This is a genomic window from Tenacibaculum sp. TB-56, from assembly GCF_059716275.2.
This window is the reverse complement of the sequence record NZ_CM201367.1, coordinates 1851512-1869309: the sequence shown is the minus strand read 5'-3', so window position 1 is coordinate 1869309 and position 17798 is coordinate 1851512. Positions and strand designations below refer to the sequence as shown.

General features: G+C 31.3%; 17 protein-coding genes and 1 pseudogene. 15 read left to right on the top strand and 3 right to left on the bottom strand.

Annotated elements, in window-relative coordinates:
- The first annotated feature begins 251 nt into the window (after positions 1-251).
- The 8 genes from AC3VI6_RS09030 to AC3VI6_RS08995 all read left to right on the top strand — a co-directional run bounded on the left by AC3VI6_RS09030 (position 252) and on the right by AC3VI6_RS08995 (position 8101).
- A complete protein-coding gene (locus tag AC3VI6_RS09030; RefSeq protein WP_497705932.1) occupies positions 252-527 on the top strand; it encodes a hypothetical protein in 276 nt (91 codons plus the stop codon).
- Positions 517-924, top strand: coding sequence for a hypothetical protein (locus AC3VI6_RS09025; protein WP_497705931.1), 408 nt, complete (start codon positions 517-519; stop codon positions 922-924). Before AC3VI6_RS09030 ends, AC3VI6_RS09025 begins: the two co-directional genes overlap by 11 nt.
- A 162-nt stretch (positions 925-1086) precedes the next feature.
- Complete coding sequence (locus tag AC3VI6_RS09020; RefSeq protein WP_497705930.1) at positions 1087-1425, top strand: hypothetical protein; 339 nt, start codon at positions 1087-1089, stop codon at positions 1423-1425.
- 452 nt (positions 1426-1877) lie between these two features.
- A complete protein-coding gene (locus tag AC3VI6_RS09015) occupies positions 1878-2777 on the top strand; it encodes a DMT family transporter (RefSeq protein WP_497705929.1) in 900 nt (299 codons plus the stop codon).
- Between the two features lie 196 nt (positions 2778-2973).
- Entirely contained in the window at positions 2974-3510 is a 537-nt protein-coding gene (locus tag AC3VI6_RS09010) for a hypothetical protein (RefSeq protein WP_497705928.1), read from the top strand.
- Positions 3511-3667: 157 nt separating this feature from the next.
- On the top strand, positions 3668-4183 hold the full coding sequence (locus AC3VI6_RS09005) for a ClbS/DfsB family four-helix bundle protein (protein WP_068483076.1): 516 nt from the start codon (positions 3668-3670) through the stop codon (positions 4181-4183).
- A gap of 1 nt (position 4184) precedes the next feature.
- Positions 4185-4577 (top strand): VOC family protein, encoded by a 393-nt coding sequence (locus tag AC3VI6_RS09000; protein ID WP_068483073.1) that lies wholly within the window; start codon positions 4185-4187, stop codon positions 4575-4577.
- A 311-nt stretch (positions 4578-4888) separates the two neighbouring features.
- Positions 4889-8101, top strand: a complete 3213-nt coding sequence (locus AC3VI6_RS08995; RefSeq protein WP_497705927.1) for an Eco57I restriction-modification methylase domain-containing protein — start codon at positions 4889-4891, stop codon at positions 8099-8101.
- A 176-nt stretch (positions 8102-8277) separates the two neighbouring features.
- Here AC3VI6_RS08995 and AC3VI6_RS08990 read toward each other — a convergent pair whose 3' ends face one another.
- A complete protein-coding gene (locus tag AC3VI6_RS08990; protein WP_497705913.1) occupies positions 8278-9243 on the bottom strand; it encodes an IS110 family RNA-guided transposase in 966 nt (321 codons plus the stop codon).
- A 354-nt stretch (positions 9244-9597) separates the two neighbouring features.
- Here AC3VI6_RS08990 and AC3VI6_RS08985 point away from each other — a divergent pair, with 354 nt between their 5' ends.
- Together AC3VI6_RS08985 and AC3VI6_RS08980 are read left to right on the top strand one after the other, a co-directional pair.
- Positions 9598-10008 (top strand): hypothetical protein, encoded by a 411-nt coding sequence (locus AC3VI6_RS08985; protein ID WP_497705926.1) that lies wholly within the window; start codon positions 9598-9600, stop codon positions 10006-10008.
- The gene (locus tag AC3VI6_RS08980; RefSeq protein ID WP_497705925.1) at positions 9998-10171 is read left to right on the top strand and encodes a hypothetical protein; all 174 of its coding nucleotides are present in this window, start codon (positions 9998-10000) and stop codon (positions 10169-10171) included. The genes AC3VI6_RS08985 and AC3VI6_RS08980 overlap by 11 nt, the downstream gene beginning before the upstream one ends.
- A 336-nt stretch (positions 10172-10507) precedes the next feature.
- Here AC3VI6_RS08980 and AC3VI6_RS08975 read toward each other — a convergent pair whose 3' ends face one another.
- A complete protein-coding gene (locus AC3VI6_RS08975) occupies positions 10508-11563 on the bottom strand; it encodes an IS110 family RNA-guided transposase (RefSeq protein WP_497704953.1) in 1056 nt (351 codons plus the stop codon).
- A gap of 294 nt (positions 11564-11857) precedes the next feature.
- On the opposite strand from AC3VI6_RS08975, the gene AC3VI6_RS08970 reads away from it, so the two are divergent.
- From AC3VI6_RS08970 to AC3VI6_RS08960, 3 genes and pseudogenes are all read left to right on the top strand, one after another.
- Positions 11858-12724 (top strand): TraB/GumN family protein, encoded by an 867-nt coding sequence (locus AC3VI6_RS08970; RefSeq protein WP_497705924.1) that lies wholly within the window; start codon positions 11858-11860, stop codon positions 12722-12724.
- Between the two features lie 10 nt (positions 12725-12734).
- Positions 12735-13242, top strand: a pseudogene (locus tag AC3VI6_RS08965) (RNA polymerase sigma factor).
- Positions 13229-13855, top strand: coding sequence for a hypothetical protein (locus tag AC3VI6_RS08960; protein ID WP_497705923.1), 627 nt, complete (start codon positions 13229-13231; stop codon positions 13853-13855). The pseudogene AC3VI6_RS08965 and the gene AC3VI6_RS08960 overlap by 14 nt, the downstream one beginning before the upstream one ends.
- Before the next feature lie 336 nt (positions 13856-14191).
- Here the strand turns inward: AC3VI6_RS08960 and AC3VI6_RS08955 are convergent, their stop codons facing one another.
- Positions 14192-15247, bottom strand: a complete 1056-nt coding sequence (locus AC3VI6_RS08955) for an IS110 family RNA-guided transposase (RefSeq protein ID WP_497704953.1) — start codon at positions 15245-15247, stop codon at positions 14192-14194.
- Positions 15248-15506: 259 nt separating this feature from the next.
- Here AC3VI6_RS08955 and AC3VI6_RS08950 point away from each other — a divergent pair, with 259 nt between their 5' ends.
- A complete protein-coding gene (locus AC3VI6_RS08950; RefSeq protein ID WP_093026615.1) occupies positions 15507-16619 on the top strand; it encodes a site-specific integrase in 1113 nt (370 codons plus the stop codon).
- Positions 16612-17616, top strand: a complete 1005-nt coding sequence (locus AC3VI6_RS08945) for a DUF6617 family protein (protein WP_497705922.1) — start codon at positions 16612-16614, stop codon at positions 17614-17616. Before AC3VI6_RS08950 ends, AC3VI6_RS08945 begins: the two co-directional genes overlap by 8 nt.
- Positions 17617-17798 lie beyond the last annotated feature (182 nt).

Here is a 17798-nt window from a genome sequence, read left to right as displayed (position 1 = left end):
GAATGAATTAAACGTAGAAATTAAAGAAACCTGAATAAAAAGCTGACCGAAAAAACAAAAAACGGAATGAATTATAAAAGCACTAAAAGCTAACAACGGCTATAATTCATTACGGCGGAATTTCCTCACGGAAATTCCATTCATTTTTGCTATCTTTCGGTCAACGTCGGAATGACACTCACGTGCCATTCCGTAACGAAATCATAGCCAAAACCGTTAGCGGTCATACAAAACAACGAACATTAATAATTATGTTATCAGAAGAAGAAAAAAAACGAATTGTAAATGCTTTAAGCCAAAAAGCACCACAATTGAAATGTCCAATGTGTAATCACAATAAATTTTCATTAGCTGAAGGATATTTTAATAATTTCATACAAGACTTAAAAAATGTCTCTTTAGGAGGTCCAAGTATTCCAACTGCTGCTATAATATGCGAAAATTGCGGTTTTGTTAGCCAACACGCTTTAGGTGCATTGAAATTGTTGCCGAAAGAGGAAAAAAAGGAGCAAGAAGATGGAAAATAATGCTGACCAAAATAATGGATTGAATATTGACTTGAACGATGAGTTTTCAAAAAATATGACTGTTCATAAAAACGTTGAACAGGAAATTATTATAACTACATCGGACAAAATTGAATTGGTTCTAATTAAAACTAAAGAAATTTTGACTTCAAAAAGAGATTGGTGGACACCTTTTGGTTTGTTGGTTGCTTTTATTACGACTTTTTGTACTGCTGATTTTAAAGATTTTCTAGGACTGACCAAAGACACTTGGAAAGCTCTATTTATTTTTCTGACAATTGCTGCTTTAGTATGGCTAATTACGAGCTTGATAAGATTGTTTAAATATTGGGGCAAAGGAGATTTACGAACAATAATTGACCAAATAAAATTAAAAGAAAAAAGTACGAACCGCTAACAATGGCTATAAGTAATTGCTTGTTCTCGCCTACTTCTGAAAATCCTCGCGGATTTTCAGTCTGGTGTGTACTTGCAAAATTAAGTGCTAACCCACGCAACTACTCTTAGCCTAAACCGTTGGCAATAATATAACGGAACGTTAAAACGAAAAATTTGATTGATGAAATATAGCATTCCAGATAAAAGAGAATTGACAAAATCGGAAATTGAATTTCTTACTTATCTTTTTGGTAAAGAAAAATCGGAATGGACTAAATTAATCGAAAGTCTTAAAGTTATTGCGAGATGTGGTTGCGGAAAATGTCCGACTATAATGTTTGGAAAAACATTTGACTCGGAAATTCAAAAAGGAAATTTAATAATTGATTATACGGGAAAAGGTAAAAATGGAGAATTAGTTGGAATCTCACTCTTCGGAACTGACCAAATGCCGACTGAATTGGAATTTTACTCTATTGACGGAAAATCTTACATTAATGAATTACCAAGCTTAAATTAAATATGGAAATTATTTTTGAGACAATTATAATTTTGATATTCAGATATCCTGGAGCTGGAATACGTTGGCTAATTTCAAGGATTTGGAAATCAAATAAAAAATTTAAAGAGTTTTTAAAAGAAGATTCTTATCTGAATGGAATTATTGGATTATTAGTATTAGCTTTAATAATAATTTTAATTACTTATAGCAATTCCAAGAAATAAAAAATACTATTGCCAACACCGGCTATAGTTCATTGCTTCTGACTTTCCTTGTGGAAAGTCCTCGCAAATTTGCTATCTTCGGTTTACGGCGGAAAATCCTCGCGGATTTTCACGCAACGAAACCATAGCCAAACACGTTGGGCGCAATTTAAAAAATCGATGAAAGTCAATAAAAAATACTTGATTGAATGATTTTATAAAAATCCAAATATTAAATTTGTCGAATTAAATAAACAGAGACATTTTATGAGGCAATTCATTCAAAATAAATATTTTCTACTCATCTTTATTGCTGTAATCTGGGGTTCTTCTTTTATACTCATAAAAAAAATACTACCAGTATTTGACCCATATCAAATCGGAGCTTTTAGGGCAGGATTGTCAGGCTTGCTTTTGTCATTTATTGGATTCCCAGCTTTGAAAAGAATGTCAAAAAAGGACGTTTTTTGGATTGCTCTATCAGGATTATTTGGTAACTTTTTAGTGGTCTTTATTTTTCCTATTGCACAACAAGGCGTAAGTAGCTCATTGGCAGGCATCATAAATGCATTAGACCCAATATTCACACTCGTTTTAGGAGCAATTCTGTTTGGAATCAGAAATAAAGTTATTCAATATGCTGGTGCAATAATTGGATTTATAGGTGCTATCATTTTAGTTTACTCTTCCAATTCAGAAAATGGCCAAAATCATCTTTATTATACGGTTTTATTAGTTATAGGTTCGGCACTTTATGCCGTTGCCGCACTCATTATTGAAAAAAAATTACATCACATAAAATCGACAGATATATCAACAGGTATTTACACTATTTGGATGGTGCCCTCTCTTTTTATTTTAAGTTTTTCAGGTTTTTTTACAGACTTTGATTACAGCCAAAATGAAACTTTAACGGCTCTAGGCTATTTAGTCTTTCTAACCGTCATTAGCACTACTTTGGTAATGTTTTTGTTTTTCAAACTTGTTCAAGATACCTCTGCGGTTTTTGTAAGTACCATTTCACTTTTATTACCAGTCGTTGCGGTAATTTGGGGAATTTTGGACAAAGAGAAATTTACAGTTTGGTATGCAATCGGTGGATTATTAATTTTAATTAGCGTTTATCTCATTAGAGATAAGGAAAACAAATCATTGGGAAAGGAATAAAAACTGCGCACAACACTGTATATAATTTATTGCTAGTTCTAGCCTACTTACGAAAATCCTCGCGGATTTTCTATTCGGTTTTTATTTGTTAACTTAGTTGCTTAACCACGCAACAAACCATATACAAACACGTTAGCAAATATTGTGGAACCCAAACAGACTGAAAAAAATTGCGAATTGAAACTTAATTATTTTAATGAAAAATAGAACCTCAATATTGAAAATAGGTGTTCTCATAGTTTTTCTAATTAATATAATTAGTTGTAAACCTTCACCAACTTATAATGCTTTTGACAACGAATTTGATATTTCATTGAGAGAAGTTATAAAAAACGGTTGTGACACAATAACTGTTGGTTGTGGTTTTTTCAATTTGCGTGAAAAAAACGGAAAATTAAGAAACTATTATCAAATTTATGTTGAGGATTGGAATAATGTTGTTGCCAAGGGTTTTGACTATATTTTGGACACTCTATATCTTAAAGAAGAAAAAGAATTTGGAAAGACTCGTAATCTGAAAATATCGGAAACTCAAATTGTCGAATTAAATACTGAATTAGAAAAATATGGTTTTAAATTCTATAATCAAAAAGAAGACGAATTTGGAAATAATTCTGTTCAAATTATAAATGAATCTTCAAAAAAAACATTTGAATTGGAATTATTGACTGAATGGATAAATCAAAATAATTTAGTTGTTTACAGACAGTTGAGTTATTTTAGAGGAAAATAACATTTGCTAACAACGTATATAATCCATTGCTTGTGAGAGCCTACTTACGAAAATCCAAGCGGATTTTCTATTCGGTTTTTATTTGCTAAATTACGTGCTGAACCACGCAACGCATCATATACAAAACCGTTGTGCGTCATATAACCAAAACCAACAAATGGCAATTCCAAAAAACAAAGAAGAATTGATTTTTGAAATCAAAAACAACTATTCCAAACTGAAAAAGGACTTGGAAACTATTCCAACGGAATTAACCAAAGAAAAAGAACTCGATGGACACGCCAAAGAAACGAAAATGAGTATTTCCGATTTGGTTGCTTATCTCATTGGCTGGGGAGAATTGGTATTAAAATGGAATCACAAAAAAGAAAACGGAGAAAAAGTTGATTTTCCCGAAACAGGGTATAAATGGAATGAATTGGGGAAACTTGCACAAAAATTCTATTCAGATTATGAAAATCTTGACTATTCCGATTTGCTGAATAAATTAGACCAAACCGTAGATAAAATCCTCAAGTTGATTGAAAGTAATACGAACAAAGAACTTTATGAAAATGCTTGGTACGACAAATGGACAAAAGGAAAAATGATACAGTTCAACACTTCTTCACCGTATAAAAACGCCAGAAGTAGAGTGCGAAAATGGAAAAAAACTTTAAAAACAATAAATTAATATGCAATACGCTTACACGATAATTTACGTTGAAAACGTAGTCGAAACGATTGAATTTTATAAAAGAGCATTTGGCTTTGAAAAGAAATTTGTAACGCCTGAAAACGACTACGGAGAATTGATTTCAGGAGAAACAACAATCGCCTTTGCTTCTTTTGAACTTGGAATTTCAAATTTCAAGAAAGGATTTGAAAAAATAGATAAGTCAAAAAAGCCGTTCGGAGTAGAAATGGCATTTACAACAGAAAATATCGAAACGGATTTTAAGAAAGCGATTGATGCAGGTGCAACTGAATTTGAACCACTTGTAGAAAAACCCTGGGGACAGAAAGTGGGGTATGTTTTAGATAATAATGGATTTTTAATTGAAATTTGTACACCTATAAAGAACTAAAAATACGAACGCACAACAATGGCTATAAGCAATTGGGACTAAAGTGATAAAACGAAAGTATAAACATAAAACAAAGGTCAGTGCTAAACCGAAAAGTTAGGGCATAAAATCCCCAACTGCTCATAGCCGAGACCGTTGTAAGTAATGCGGAAATCGTGCTGAAATTGAACATTTGAACTAAAAAAGCCAACGCTCAAACAGCACATTTATTTTTTTGCCAATGCGAAAAGCCAACGCTGAAAAAAATAAAAGAGCTGTTTCTTGCCAACGCTCGGAATAATATTAAATTTGAGAAAAAAGATTAAAATTTTATGAGCTTATTTCAGAACTCTGTTCTAAACAAATATTTAAAAGGATTGGAGTCCGAAAAAGTCAATCAAGCTTACGAGCGATTTACAAGCCATTTCCATAATCCGACCATTCAAGAAAACATAAGAAATTCCAAAGAGGAACAATATCAAGGCGAATTTCTGATTGACCTTTTTGTAAATGTTTTAGGTTACGTTAAAAACCCAACGCCTGAATTTAATCTCACAACGGAATTAAAAAATATAAAAGGTTCAAAAAAAACTGATGGAGCAATTTTAAAAGGAGAAAAAGCACTTGCAGTAATTGAACTAAAAGGAACAAATACAACCGATTTAAGCAAAGTAGAAACCCAAGCATTTGGATATAAAAACAACCAACCTGGTTGTAATTATGTAATTACTTCCAACTTTGAGAAGTTGCGATTTTACATTGACAACGCAGTTGACTTTGAGGAATTTAATTTATTTCAGCTTTCAAAAGAACGTTTTGACATTCTTTGGCTTTGCCTTTCATCAGAATATCTTTTAAAAGACATTCCGAAAAAGATTAAAGACGAATCTTTAACGCAGGAAGAAAACGTAACCAAAAAATTATACAAAGATTACGCTTCTTTCAGAAATGAGATTTTTGATGCCATTCAAAAAGAAAATCCCGAATACGACAAACTAACATTATTCAAAAAAACGCAGAAATTACTTGACCGTTTTCTATTTATCTTTTTTGCTGAAGATAGATTATTATTGCCACCAAATTCTATTCGTTCTATCGTAAACCAATGGACTGACTTACGAGATAAATACGATGAGTATTTTCCTCTATATGACCGATTTAAAAAATATTTCGGTTATATGAACACAGGACACAAAGGACAACAACACGATATTTTTGCCTACAACGGTGGCCTTTTTGCGCCAGACGAGATTTTAGACAACATCAAAATCAATGACGATTTACTTCATAAACACACGATAAATTTAAGCAACTACGATTTTGAGAGTGAAGTAAGCGTAAATATACTCGGACATATCTTTGAACATTCGTTAAACGACATTGACGAAATACAAGCAGAAATTCAAGGAGTTAAGTCCGAACAAAGCAAAACCAAGCGTAAAAAAGACGGTGTTTTCTACACACCAAAATATATTACCAAATACATAGTAGATAATACTGTTGGCAAACTTTGTGAGGAAAAGAAAACCGAACTCGATATTCAAGAAGCCGAATACGAAAAAGAACGTAAGGGAAGACAAAAAGCAACCTTAAAAAAACTATCTCAAAAATTAGAAGATTATAGAAAATGGTTATTGAAAATTACCATTTGTGACCCAGCTTGTGGAAGTGGTGCTTTTTTAAACCAAGCGTTGGAATTTCTAATTGCTGAACATCAATACATTGACGAATTGCAAGCCAAATTGTTTGGAGATGCAATGGTATTGAGCGAAGTGGAAAACGCAATTTTAGAAAATAATATTTACGGAGTAGATATTAACGAAGAAAGTGTTGAAATTGCAAAACTTTCGCTTTGGTTACGAACTGCTCAAAAAGGGAGAAAACTAACGTCTTTAAATAATAATATAAAATGTGGTAACAGTTTAATTGACGACCCAACTGTTGCAGGTGAAAAAGCATTTAATTGGCAAAACGAATTTCCAGAAGTTTTTGCAAAAGGTGGCTTTGATGTAATTATTGGAAATCCGCCTTATGTTAGAGTTCAAAATTTAGATAAAAATAGTGTCGTATATTTTGAAGAACATTATAAATCAGCAACAGGAAAATTTGACATTTATGTTCTCTTCAATGAATTGAGTATTGAGCTTTTAACAGAAAGAGGTTTATTGTCTTTTATACAACCTCATAGATTTATTAATGCAGATTTTGGAAAGGGTTTAAAAAATGTTTTTGAATCTACTCAATACCTAAATAAAATTATTTCTTTTTCAGATATAGATATATTTCAAGGTGCGACAACATACACTGCAATCTTTTTTTTAGAAAAAAAAGTAACCGATAGTATTCTTTACAAAGAATATACAGATAAAAAGCCAATCTACATATCAGAAAATTTAGATTTTCTTAAAAATGATGACTTTATCAAAGTTAGTTATTCTTCAATAAAAAACAATTGGGAATTTAAAAATGAGGCTGAATTAACCTTGCTTAATAGGTTAAGAGGTTTTAAAAAACTATCCGATATTGCATTGAACATTTCTCAAGGAGTAATTCCAGGTAGTGATAAAATTTATTACTTAGAAGTAATTGAAGAACAAGACGACAAAATTTTGGTAAAAAATCAACTTGATAATAACAAGTTTTTGATAGAAAAAAATATAACAAAGAGCATTATTAAAGGAAACAATATTAAGCGTTATGCTTTACCAACAAGCGACTACGTAATTATTTACCCTTATATATTCTTAAATAATGAGCAGAAACTTCTTAGTTTAAAAAAGTTAGAACAAAACTATCCATTGGCATTTAATTACTTGTCTATGCATAAAGAGTTCTTGATTAACTTAAGAAAGAAGTACAAAACAAATCCATTAGAATGGTATGGTTTTCACAGAGCAAGAGAAATGAGATTTTTAGAAGTTGATAAACTCATTACTTCTCATACCTCAATTTCACCTTCATTCACATATGCAACAGGTTCAAATTATTTTAATCAAAATGTTTATGGAATAGAGATTAAAAAAGAGATTTCCCTAATTCAGATTTTAGGTATATTAAATTCTAAACTTTCAGATTTTTATATCAGAAATACGAGTAGTATGATTAATGGCGGTTACTTCCTTTATAAAACAGATTACATTAGCAATTTACCTATAATTACAAAAGAAAAGAGCCAATTAATATCATTAACTAAAAATGCGTTGGAGTTAAACTCTAAACTATCAAATCACAATGAAAGATTTTTAAAGTATTTATCACGAAGTTACAGAATTGAAAAATTTTCAAAAAAGTTGGAAAACTGGAACGAATTAGAGTTTGGCGGATTTATAAAAGAACTTAATAAAGCAATTAAAAAATTTGGCGGAGAAAAACTTAGTAAATCGGATGAAATCGAATGGATGGAAGTATTTGATGATAAAAAAAATGAAGCGTTTAATTTAATAAAACAAATAAGCGAAGTCGAAAGAGAAATAGACCAAATGGTTTATGAATTGTACGGTTTGACAAAAGAAGAAATAAAGATTGTGGAAGAAGCCACCGCATAAGCCATACACATTTGCAATTCGCTAAAGCCAACGCTACACCAAAAATTGCAAAAGAGTATGTCTTGCCAACGCTCACATTTAAACTAAATAAGAAACTTCTGAAAACCAAACTGAATAAAAAAAGCACTACTTACAACAAAGAACTGAGGTAAAAAACAAGTAAATTTTATACTTTTTTAAACCAAAGTACTTTTATAATTTGCATCATAAGGCAAACCACTTTTTACTATTGCAAAAGCTTGTTTTAGTAGCTTATTACACACCGCTATTAAAGCAAGTTTTTTACTCTTACCCTTAGCTACAATTCGGTCATAAAGTTCTCTACATGTTTTGTTGTATTTACAAGCATTAAAACTACACATAAACAATAAATTTCTAAGCTTTGGATTACCCATTTTACTTATTCGAGGTCTTCCTTTTATACTACTGCCTGACTCTCTAATAACAGGAGTTATACCTGCGTAACTGCACAGCTCCTTTGCCGAAGTAAAGCGCTTAAATCCATCGGTAAAAACTAATAACATTAATGCTGTTTTACCCCCTATTCCTGGAATTGACTTTAATAAAGTCAATTCTTCTTGATAGCTCTTTTTTACATTCTCTAGCAACAAATCTTCTAATTTAACCATCTCTTTTTGTATATTTTTTAGTTGCCTTTTTAAGGAACTAACTACCAATTTTGATGGAGTTCCTAATACTGATTCGCCATGAAGCTTATTCTTTAATTGAGTAGATTGTTTCGTATAAACACTCAACAAACGTACTATTTGTAAACATTCTTGTTGTTCCTTGCTTTCTCCTTTCCATATAGAAGGGGCTTGACTTACACCATAATTATATAGCTGCTTTGCATCACTCTTATCCGTCTTTACTTTTGATAAATTCATTTGAATAAAACGTTTTATCTTCAACGGATTTTCTACTGATACCAAAACTCCTTTTTCTGTTAAAAAATAAGCTAATCGTACATGATAATACCCTGTGGCTTCCATTATACAATGAGTTAAATCACTTGTGATTAACAACAGCTCTTTAAAGCCTGATGAATCATTTTTAAACTGATACCAATTACCTTGATAATCATACACATCTAAAACATCTTTACTTACATCGATTCCTAAAAATTGTTTATTTTTACTCATAAGAAAAAAGGATTGGAAAGAAAAATAACTACTATCAATTCAACAACTTGAAATCGAGATCTTGGTCTCACAGAACTGAACGAATTTAAAGTAGTAAAGCGTAGGGATTATCAATGTTGACGAAATCTAGGTTTCAACGTATATCATAACCTTACTCTACGCTTTTTTCTTTCTGGTTTTTATTACTAAAGTTAAACAATTGCTAACTTAAGATGTATAACCGCAATTACGGTGGATTCGACTACGTCCGAATCCACTCGGAATTGCTAACGTCAGTGCTTAACCGAAAATCATTAACTTTAATCCCGTAACTGACGGTTATACGAGACCGTTGTGGTGCATTAAAAAAACGAAATGAAAATCAAGAAAAGTAATCTTCTTTTTATAATATTTATGTTATTCTTTAGTATTTACACTTTTCGGAATTACATAGTTGCTTTCTATTACACTCATTTAAATGAGAATAAAAAAATAGAAATTTTAGAAATAGATGAAAATCAGTTCAATAAATATCAAGACATATTAAAGATTACTAAATTTAAAAATAAACCTAGTTTTATATATTTCAATACTAGATTTGACTTTGAAAGATTGGAAAAAGATGCACCAATATTGAGAAGTATTTATAAAGAATATGGCGAAAAATTAAACGTTATATTCATAGCAAATGGACTAGATGATGAGCCTGAAGAAGAAAAAAGGTGGATTGCCAAAATAAACAAACTTAATCTCAAAGGAATCCATATATATCAGTTTGACAGATGATTACAAAGATTTTGATACATATTTCAAAGAAGTAAATCATTCAGTTGGAAAAAGCACAACCTATATACCTCATTATCTTCTTGCAAATAGAGTTGGAAATATAACCGACACAATATTTGAAGGAAAAATTGATTTAGTAAAAATTAAACAAATGACAGAATAAAACGCACCACAACAACGGCTCCTATGAAAAGCACTAGTCTAGTTTTTCAAAGTTACTATATTTATTTTTAATTCTTACATAATAATAATTTTAGGGTGTTGAATTGTTGATAATTCCGAAGGATTATCAATACTTCAATACCTTATAACTTGCTCCGCATCCTATATGTGATCAACTCTATTGGTCGTCACCAGCATCTGTATGATTATAAGTTATAATAAGTCCAGCCACTTGCTATAAAAATGTGATCTTCGGGTTAATTTTGAAGTCACCCACGTTGTTTTGTGATATGGACTCTAAATACTTCTTTTCTGAGCTTTGTTATTGATTTATATACTATTCTATAACTCCTATCTCATAAGGAGTCTCTGTTTTGATAACGGCCAAAGTTCTACTAAGTAACTTACGAGCTATCTTTATGATTATCTTCTTAGTATCCTTACCATAATGCTTTCGGTAATAATGCTGCATCACTGGGTCTGTTCGAATCGCCTGCCATGAGGCTTCTATAAAATATGATCGCATTAATCGATGTGCTCGTGGCGTTATACCTATCGTTTTATAATTATCACCACTCTGATAAATACCTGGAGCTAACCCTACATAACCTGCCAAGTGTTTTATGCTATTAAACCTGCGTAAATCTCCTAATTCACTAATAATTCCACAAGCTACAATTCCACCAATACCCGGTATGCTTCTAAGCAAATAATAATCTTTCTTAAAATGCTTACGACAATAAGCTCTTAACTGATTACTAACTAAACGTAAATCTTCATCTACAAATCGAAAATAACGCATCCTACTCTCTAAGCTTGCTTTTGCTATTGCATATTCAAATATTATATCATCTAACCACCCCCGAAAACCATGACTCCAATGGTCATTATCGTACTGTTCTGGAACTTTTATTCCAAAGTAGAGCAACTGCATTTTTATGTAACTCTTGATACGTCTAAAATCCTTTACCAAATCATTACGCCTACGAAATAAACTACGCAAAGCTTCACGATGCTCATCGGGCACATAAATACTACTTAATCGACCATCTTTCAATTCTCTACTAATCAACTGTGCATCTATACGATCGGTCTTTGTAAAACGCTCTTTCCCCTTACGATGGATATCGGCAGGATTAACTACTAAAGAGCGCCAGCCATAACTCTCAAAACAACGATGGGCATAATAGCCACAACATCCTGCCTCATAAGCTGTACTTACATCATATCCCGAAAAATGTCTATCAACATAAGCTTTCAATTGCAAAGGGTCTGGTGGCATACTAAAACTTTTGCCAGAAAATAGATCTGTTGAACAATGAACTTTCCAGCTGCGCTTGTGTATGTCAATTCCTATATATAATTTAGTGTCGGCAGTAATTTGAGTATTCATATCTTTATGTTTTTGTGAACTTTAAAGATACTCGTCTTACTGCTTTTTCATGGATGCTATAATTAATGGCTAGTTCTCGCCTACTTACGAAAATCCTCGCGGATTTTCTATTCGGTTTATATTTGCTAAATTAGGTGCTTAAACACGCCACTAATCATACACAAAACCGTTGTGGGCAATGTAAAAAAAATCAGACCACATTCAAATACTTCTACAATTAAGAGCTATTTTTATTTTTTTGTAACAAATTTTAGATTCCAATACTTACCAAGCGAATTCTAAAAAAACATAAAAATGAAACATTCAAAATTTATTACTGCATTCTTTGCAATCGTCTTATTTATCAATTTTTCAAAAGCACAAGAAAAAATAAAACTGGAGAATTCTGTTTTATGGAAAGTAGAACACGCAGACTTAAATGAACCTTCCTATTTATTTGGAACTCTACACATAATGTGTGAAAATGACTTCAAAATTCCTGAAAAAGTAATTGAAACACTTCAAAACGTTGACGCATTAGTATTAGAAGTCAATTTATCTGACCCAAAGGAGATGCAGGAACTTCAAGAATCAATGAGTAATCCGAAAAAAATATCGGATGAAATATCGGTTGAAAAATACAATGAATTAAATGAGCTTGTTACAAAGGTCACAGGTGTAGATTTAAAAAATTTTGATTCGTATGGTCTTTCAGTATTAAATTCTATTTTAATGTCTAAAATGTTGCCTTGCTCTACATTCAAATATTTAGAAAAAGAAATCACGTTAATAGCAACTCAAAGCGAAAAACCGATATTCAGTTTAGAAAAAGTCTCGGAACAAATTGAGATTATAAAAAACGCCTATCCAACAGAATTTGCTCTTGAACAGCTTATGCTATTCGATTCTTATAAAAAGGATTTCAATGATGCTATTTTATTTTACAATAAAGAAGAAATTACCAAAACTGTTAATTTAATTTCTAAAGAGCAATATATGGATGAAAATGCCACAAAAGTAATGCAAATAGATAGAAATAAAAGTTGGGTTAAAAAGATGCCAGTTATGATGAAAGAGAGAAGTAATCTTTTTGCAATAGGTGCAGGACACTTAGTAAATGACTATGGTATTATCCATCTTTTAAGAGAAAAGGGCTATACAGTAACGCCTGTTTTTAAATAGAATTTTATTGATGAAAATAACAGAACAGGAGTTTTTAGATTTAATCCATCAACACAAAGGTATTCTATACAAAGTTTCCAGAATGTACTTTGATCAACTTGATGAACCAGCAGGATTTATTTCAAGAAATCATTTTACAATTATGGAAGTCCTTAAATTCTTTTAAAGGGAATAGTGAGTTTTCTTCGTGGATGTATAGAGTAGCTTTAAACACGGCAATTGTATTCTTTAAAAAAGAAAAACTGAAACCTGATAAATACACATCAATAAAAATTGAACCAATTGAGCCTGAAGGTTATAATACTGAAAAAGACCAGCAGTTAGTTCATTTTTATAAAGCTGTAAAGAAGTTGAACAAAATTGAAAAAGCGTTAATACTTCAATATATTGAAGGGTTTTCAGGTCAAGAAATAGCTGAGAATTTAGGGCTTTCTGAAGTAAATGTTCGTGTCAAAATAAATAGAACAAAAAGTAAATTACAAGAAATCGTAAAAAATCAAGGATATGAATTTAGATAATATAAAAAGTAAAATGGAATCTGACATTATGGATGACCAGACAATTCCACAGAACATTAAAGAATTAAAAACAACTCAATTACCACTTCAAAAAGTGAGACGGAACTTAAGAAATGAAATTTTAACCCAAATCTTAGTTTTTATTTGTTTATTTATTATTCCGAGTTTTTTGAAAATAAATGAAATTGCAAAAGGCTTATATTTCGTATTATTATTTATAATTACATTGATTACTGTTACTTATTTATTAAAAATGAGTGTTTTCCTTAAACGTAATTCAGATATATCAACAAACTCTAAACAGGTTCTAATAAATATAATCCACGAACTTAATTTAACATTAGAAGTTTACAAAACCGCCATAGTATCTGGAAGTTTAATATTACCACTTTTGGCTTTCGTAGTTTATACAGGTAAAGCTAAATTTGAGGAATCATTGTTATATGATATTATCACTTTTAATATTAGTTCCAATCACTTAATATTATATGTAGTTGGCTATTTATTAATCTCAATTTTAATTATGTATATTACAAATTGGTGGACAAATCATCTCTATGGCAAGTATATAAAAACTATTGAGAAAACATTGGACCAAGTTAATGCTGAATAACACTGCCCACAACAACGTATCCTATGAAAAGCACTAGTCTAGTTTTTCAAAGTTACTATATTTATTTTTAATTCTTACATAATAATAATTTTAGGGTGTTGAATTGTTGATAATTCCGAAGGATTATCAATACTTCAATACCTTATAACTTGCTCCGCATCCTATATGTGATCAACTCTATTGGTCGTCACCAGCATCTGTATGATTATAAGTTATAATAAGTCCAGCCACTTGCTATAAAAATGTGATCTTCGGGTTAATTTTGAAGTCACCCACGTTGTTTTGTGATATGGACTCTAAATACTTCTTTTCTGAGCTTTGTTATTGATTTATATACTATTCTATAACTCCTATCTCATAAGGAGTCTCTGTTTTGATAACGGCCAAAGTTCTACTAAGTAACTTACGAGCTATCTTTATGATTATCTTCTTAGTATCCTTACCATAATGCTTTCGGTAATAATGCTGCATCACTGGGTCTGTTCGAATCGCCTGCCATGAGGCTTCTATAAAATATGATCGCATTAATCGATGTGCTCGTGGCGTTATACCTATCGTTTTATAATTATCACCACTCTGATAAATACCTGGAGCTAACCCTACATAACCTGCCAAGTGTTTTATGCTATTAAACCTGCGTAAATCTCCTAATTCACTAATAATTCCACAAGCTACAATTCCACCAATACCCGGTATGCTTCTAAGCAAATAATAATCTTTCTTAAAATGCTTACGACAATAAGCTCTTAACTGATTACTAACTAAACGTAAATCTTCATCTACAAATCGAAAATAACGCATCCTACTCTCTAAGCTTGCTTTTGCTATTGCATATTCAAATATTATATCATCTAACCACCCCCGAAAACCATGACTCCAATGGTCATTATCGTACTGTTCTGGAACTTTTATTCCAAAGTAGAGCAACTGCATTTTTATGTAACTCTTGATACGTCTAAAATCCTTTACCAAATCATTACGCCTACGAAATAAACTACGCAAAGCTTCACGATGCTCATCGGGCACATAAATACTACTTAATCGACCATCTTTCAATTCTCTACTAATCAACTGTGCATCTATACGATCGGTCTTTGTAAAACGCTCTTTCCCCTTACGATGGATATCGGCAGGATTAACTACTAAAGAGCGCCAGCCATAACTCTCAAAACAACGATGGGCATAATAGCCACAACATCCTGCCTCATAAGCTGTACTTACATCATATCCCGAAAAATGTCTATCAACATAAGCTTTCAATTGCAAAGGGTCTGGTGGCATACTAAAACTTTTGCCAGAAAATAGATCTGTTGAACAATGAACTTTCCAGCTGCGCTTGTGTATGTCAATTCCTATATATAATTTAGTGTCGGCAGTAATTTGAGTATTCATATCTTTATGTTTTTGTGAACTTTAAAGATACTCGTCTTACTGCTTTTTCATGGATGCTATAATTCATTGCGGCGGAATTTCCGGTAGGAAATTCATTATCTTTCTTTTGTTTGTTATCTATCTATTAATCATTGCTTTACAGGGTTTTCAGTGTTCTTTTTTGTTGCCAAACTACCCTTTTTTGCTTATATTTGTTGCCGTATTGTTGCCCATTTAACATTAATACAACACATCGTTTAACACAGTAAATATAAGAAAAATGAAAGTTACTTTACGCCAACGTAGAAAAGGGAAACGAATTAGTTTATATCTTGATTATTACGAAAATGGTAATCGTAAATACGAGTACTTGAAATTATATTTGACACCAGAACCCGATAAAGGGTCCTTAACCAAAGCGCAGAAATTAGAGAATAAGAAAATCTTGCAACTTGCCGAAAGCATCAGAGCTAAAAGGCATCTAGAAATTCAAAATAATATTTATGGCTTTGAGAATAAGGAAAAGAAACAAGGGAACTTTTTTGTGTATTTAGAGCAATGGATTGAAAGACGTTCAGAAAGTAAGGGGAATTTAGCAGTTTGGAATAGTACTTTAAAGCACTTAAAAGCTTATTATCCTAGTGGTATTTCTTTTGAAAGAATTGATGAAGAATGGGTTGAAGGTTTTAAAGAGTATTTAGATAAAAAGGCACTTTCCAGAAGTAAACGAGAATTAAGCCAAAATACTAAATCTGCATATTTTAAAAAGTTATTGGCAGTATTACGTCAAGCGGTTAAAGAAAAGGTAATACAATACAATCCTGCAATTTATGTTGAAAACTTCAAAGAAGAAGATACACATATGGAATTTTTAACTTTAGAAGAAGTTAGAAAGCTTTTTAGCACAGATAGTAAACATCCACAATTAAAAAATGCGTTTCTTTTCTCTTGTCTTACAGGATTGCGTTGGTCTGATATTACAAAGCTACAATGGTCAGAAATCCAATATTCAGAAAGTTACGGGAATTTTATTAGATTTAAGCAAAAGAAAACGAAAGGAGCTGAAACCTTACCAATTTCTGAACAAGCATTTGAATTGTTAGGAGAGAAAGGAGAACCAACTCAAAAAGTTTTCGAGAATATTAATAACGTTCAAAGAAACTATGACCTATTAAAAGATTGGGTTGGAGATGCAGAAATTAAAAAGAATATCACGTTCCATTGTGCGCGTCATTCATTTGCTACATTGCAACTAACTTTAGGTACTGATATTTATACAGTTTCAAAAATGTTAGGTCATAAGAACTTAAAAACAACTCAAATTTACGCTAAAGTAATTGACGACAAAAAGAAACAAGCAGCTTACAGAATAAACCTTAACCCAAATGGCTAAAGACCTATTTATCGACTTACTGTATGTGGAAAAGGTTACTGATGATAAAAGAACCGAAAACCAATTTAAAGAGCTTTTAAAAGGCTTTAAAAAGCAATACCTCAATACAACGCCTAAATATGAAATCGACTTCAAAAAGGGCTATTCTAACAAGCGTAAATACTATTTAAAGTTAATAGAAAAAGAGTATATCAAAAATTTTAATCAAATTAATGATGCACTTGAAATCAGTACGACACCTGGTCATTTATCTTTCTTGTATGATAAAGAATATAACCGTATCAAAAATTACCTAAACCAAATTAGTAACTATGTTTCTGATAACGATCTTGACGAAACCTTATACTTAAAGCCAATTCAAAACGATAAATCAGATGAAGCTTATATTATTTCATTTTTAAAGGCTAATGCGATGATGCTTTTTATGGAACTTCAAGAACGATTTTCAGAATTAAGTGATACTGAAATTTATACTATCGAAGAATTACACGAAGTATTTTTTAATGAAGAACCACCTGAAGAGTTAATTGTAAAATCCTATTCCGGTGCAGAAATAAAAACTGTTAGAAAACAAGTAAAACAAAGTTCAATTTTCAACGCTATACAAGGTGATTTTAGAGAGGAAAACAATGATGTCTTATCCTATAACGAACTTATTAACAAGACTAAACAAAGGGAATTTGCAAAATTAGAGGAGTTGTTAAATGAAAAAGGTATCATTGATGATAAATATAATTATACTAAAAAAAGGGGCAAAAAAATATTACTTGCAGCTTTTATGGTAAAACTAACGGAAGCTAAATTTTTTAATGAAAGGATATTTTTTGAAGATAAACCATCTAAAAAAATTGAGCGTAAACATATTCATAAATTCTTTGCTCATCGTTATGGTCCAGGTAGTAATGCCGATAAAGAATACCGTAATTTTTTAGGTGCTGAAAAAAGAGCCTATCAAAAATTAGTTGAAGCCAATTTTTGGCTTGACCAAATCAAATAAAACTTCACTTTTTAAAAGTGGTATTTTCTCTACTTAATACCAAATAGATAATACCAAAAATGGTGTAAAACATTGTTTTACAATGGTTTAATAATACCGTTTTTTCTCTTTTCTGTTATACCAAACACCTTTTTTAATATTTGCTATATCCTTGACAATCAAGGATGACTTTTGCGCAGAAG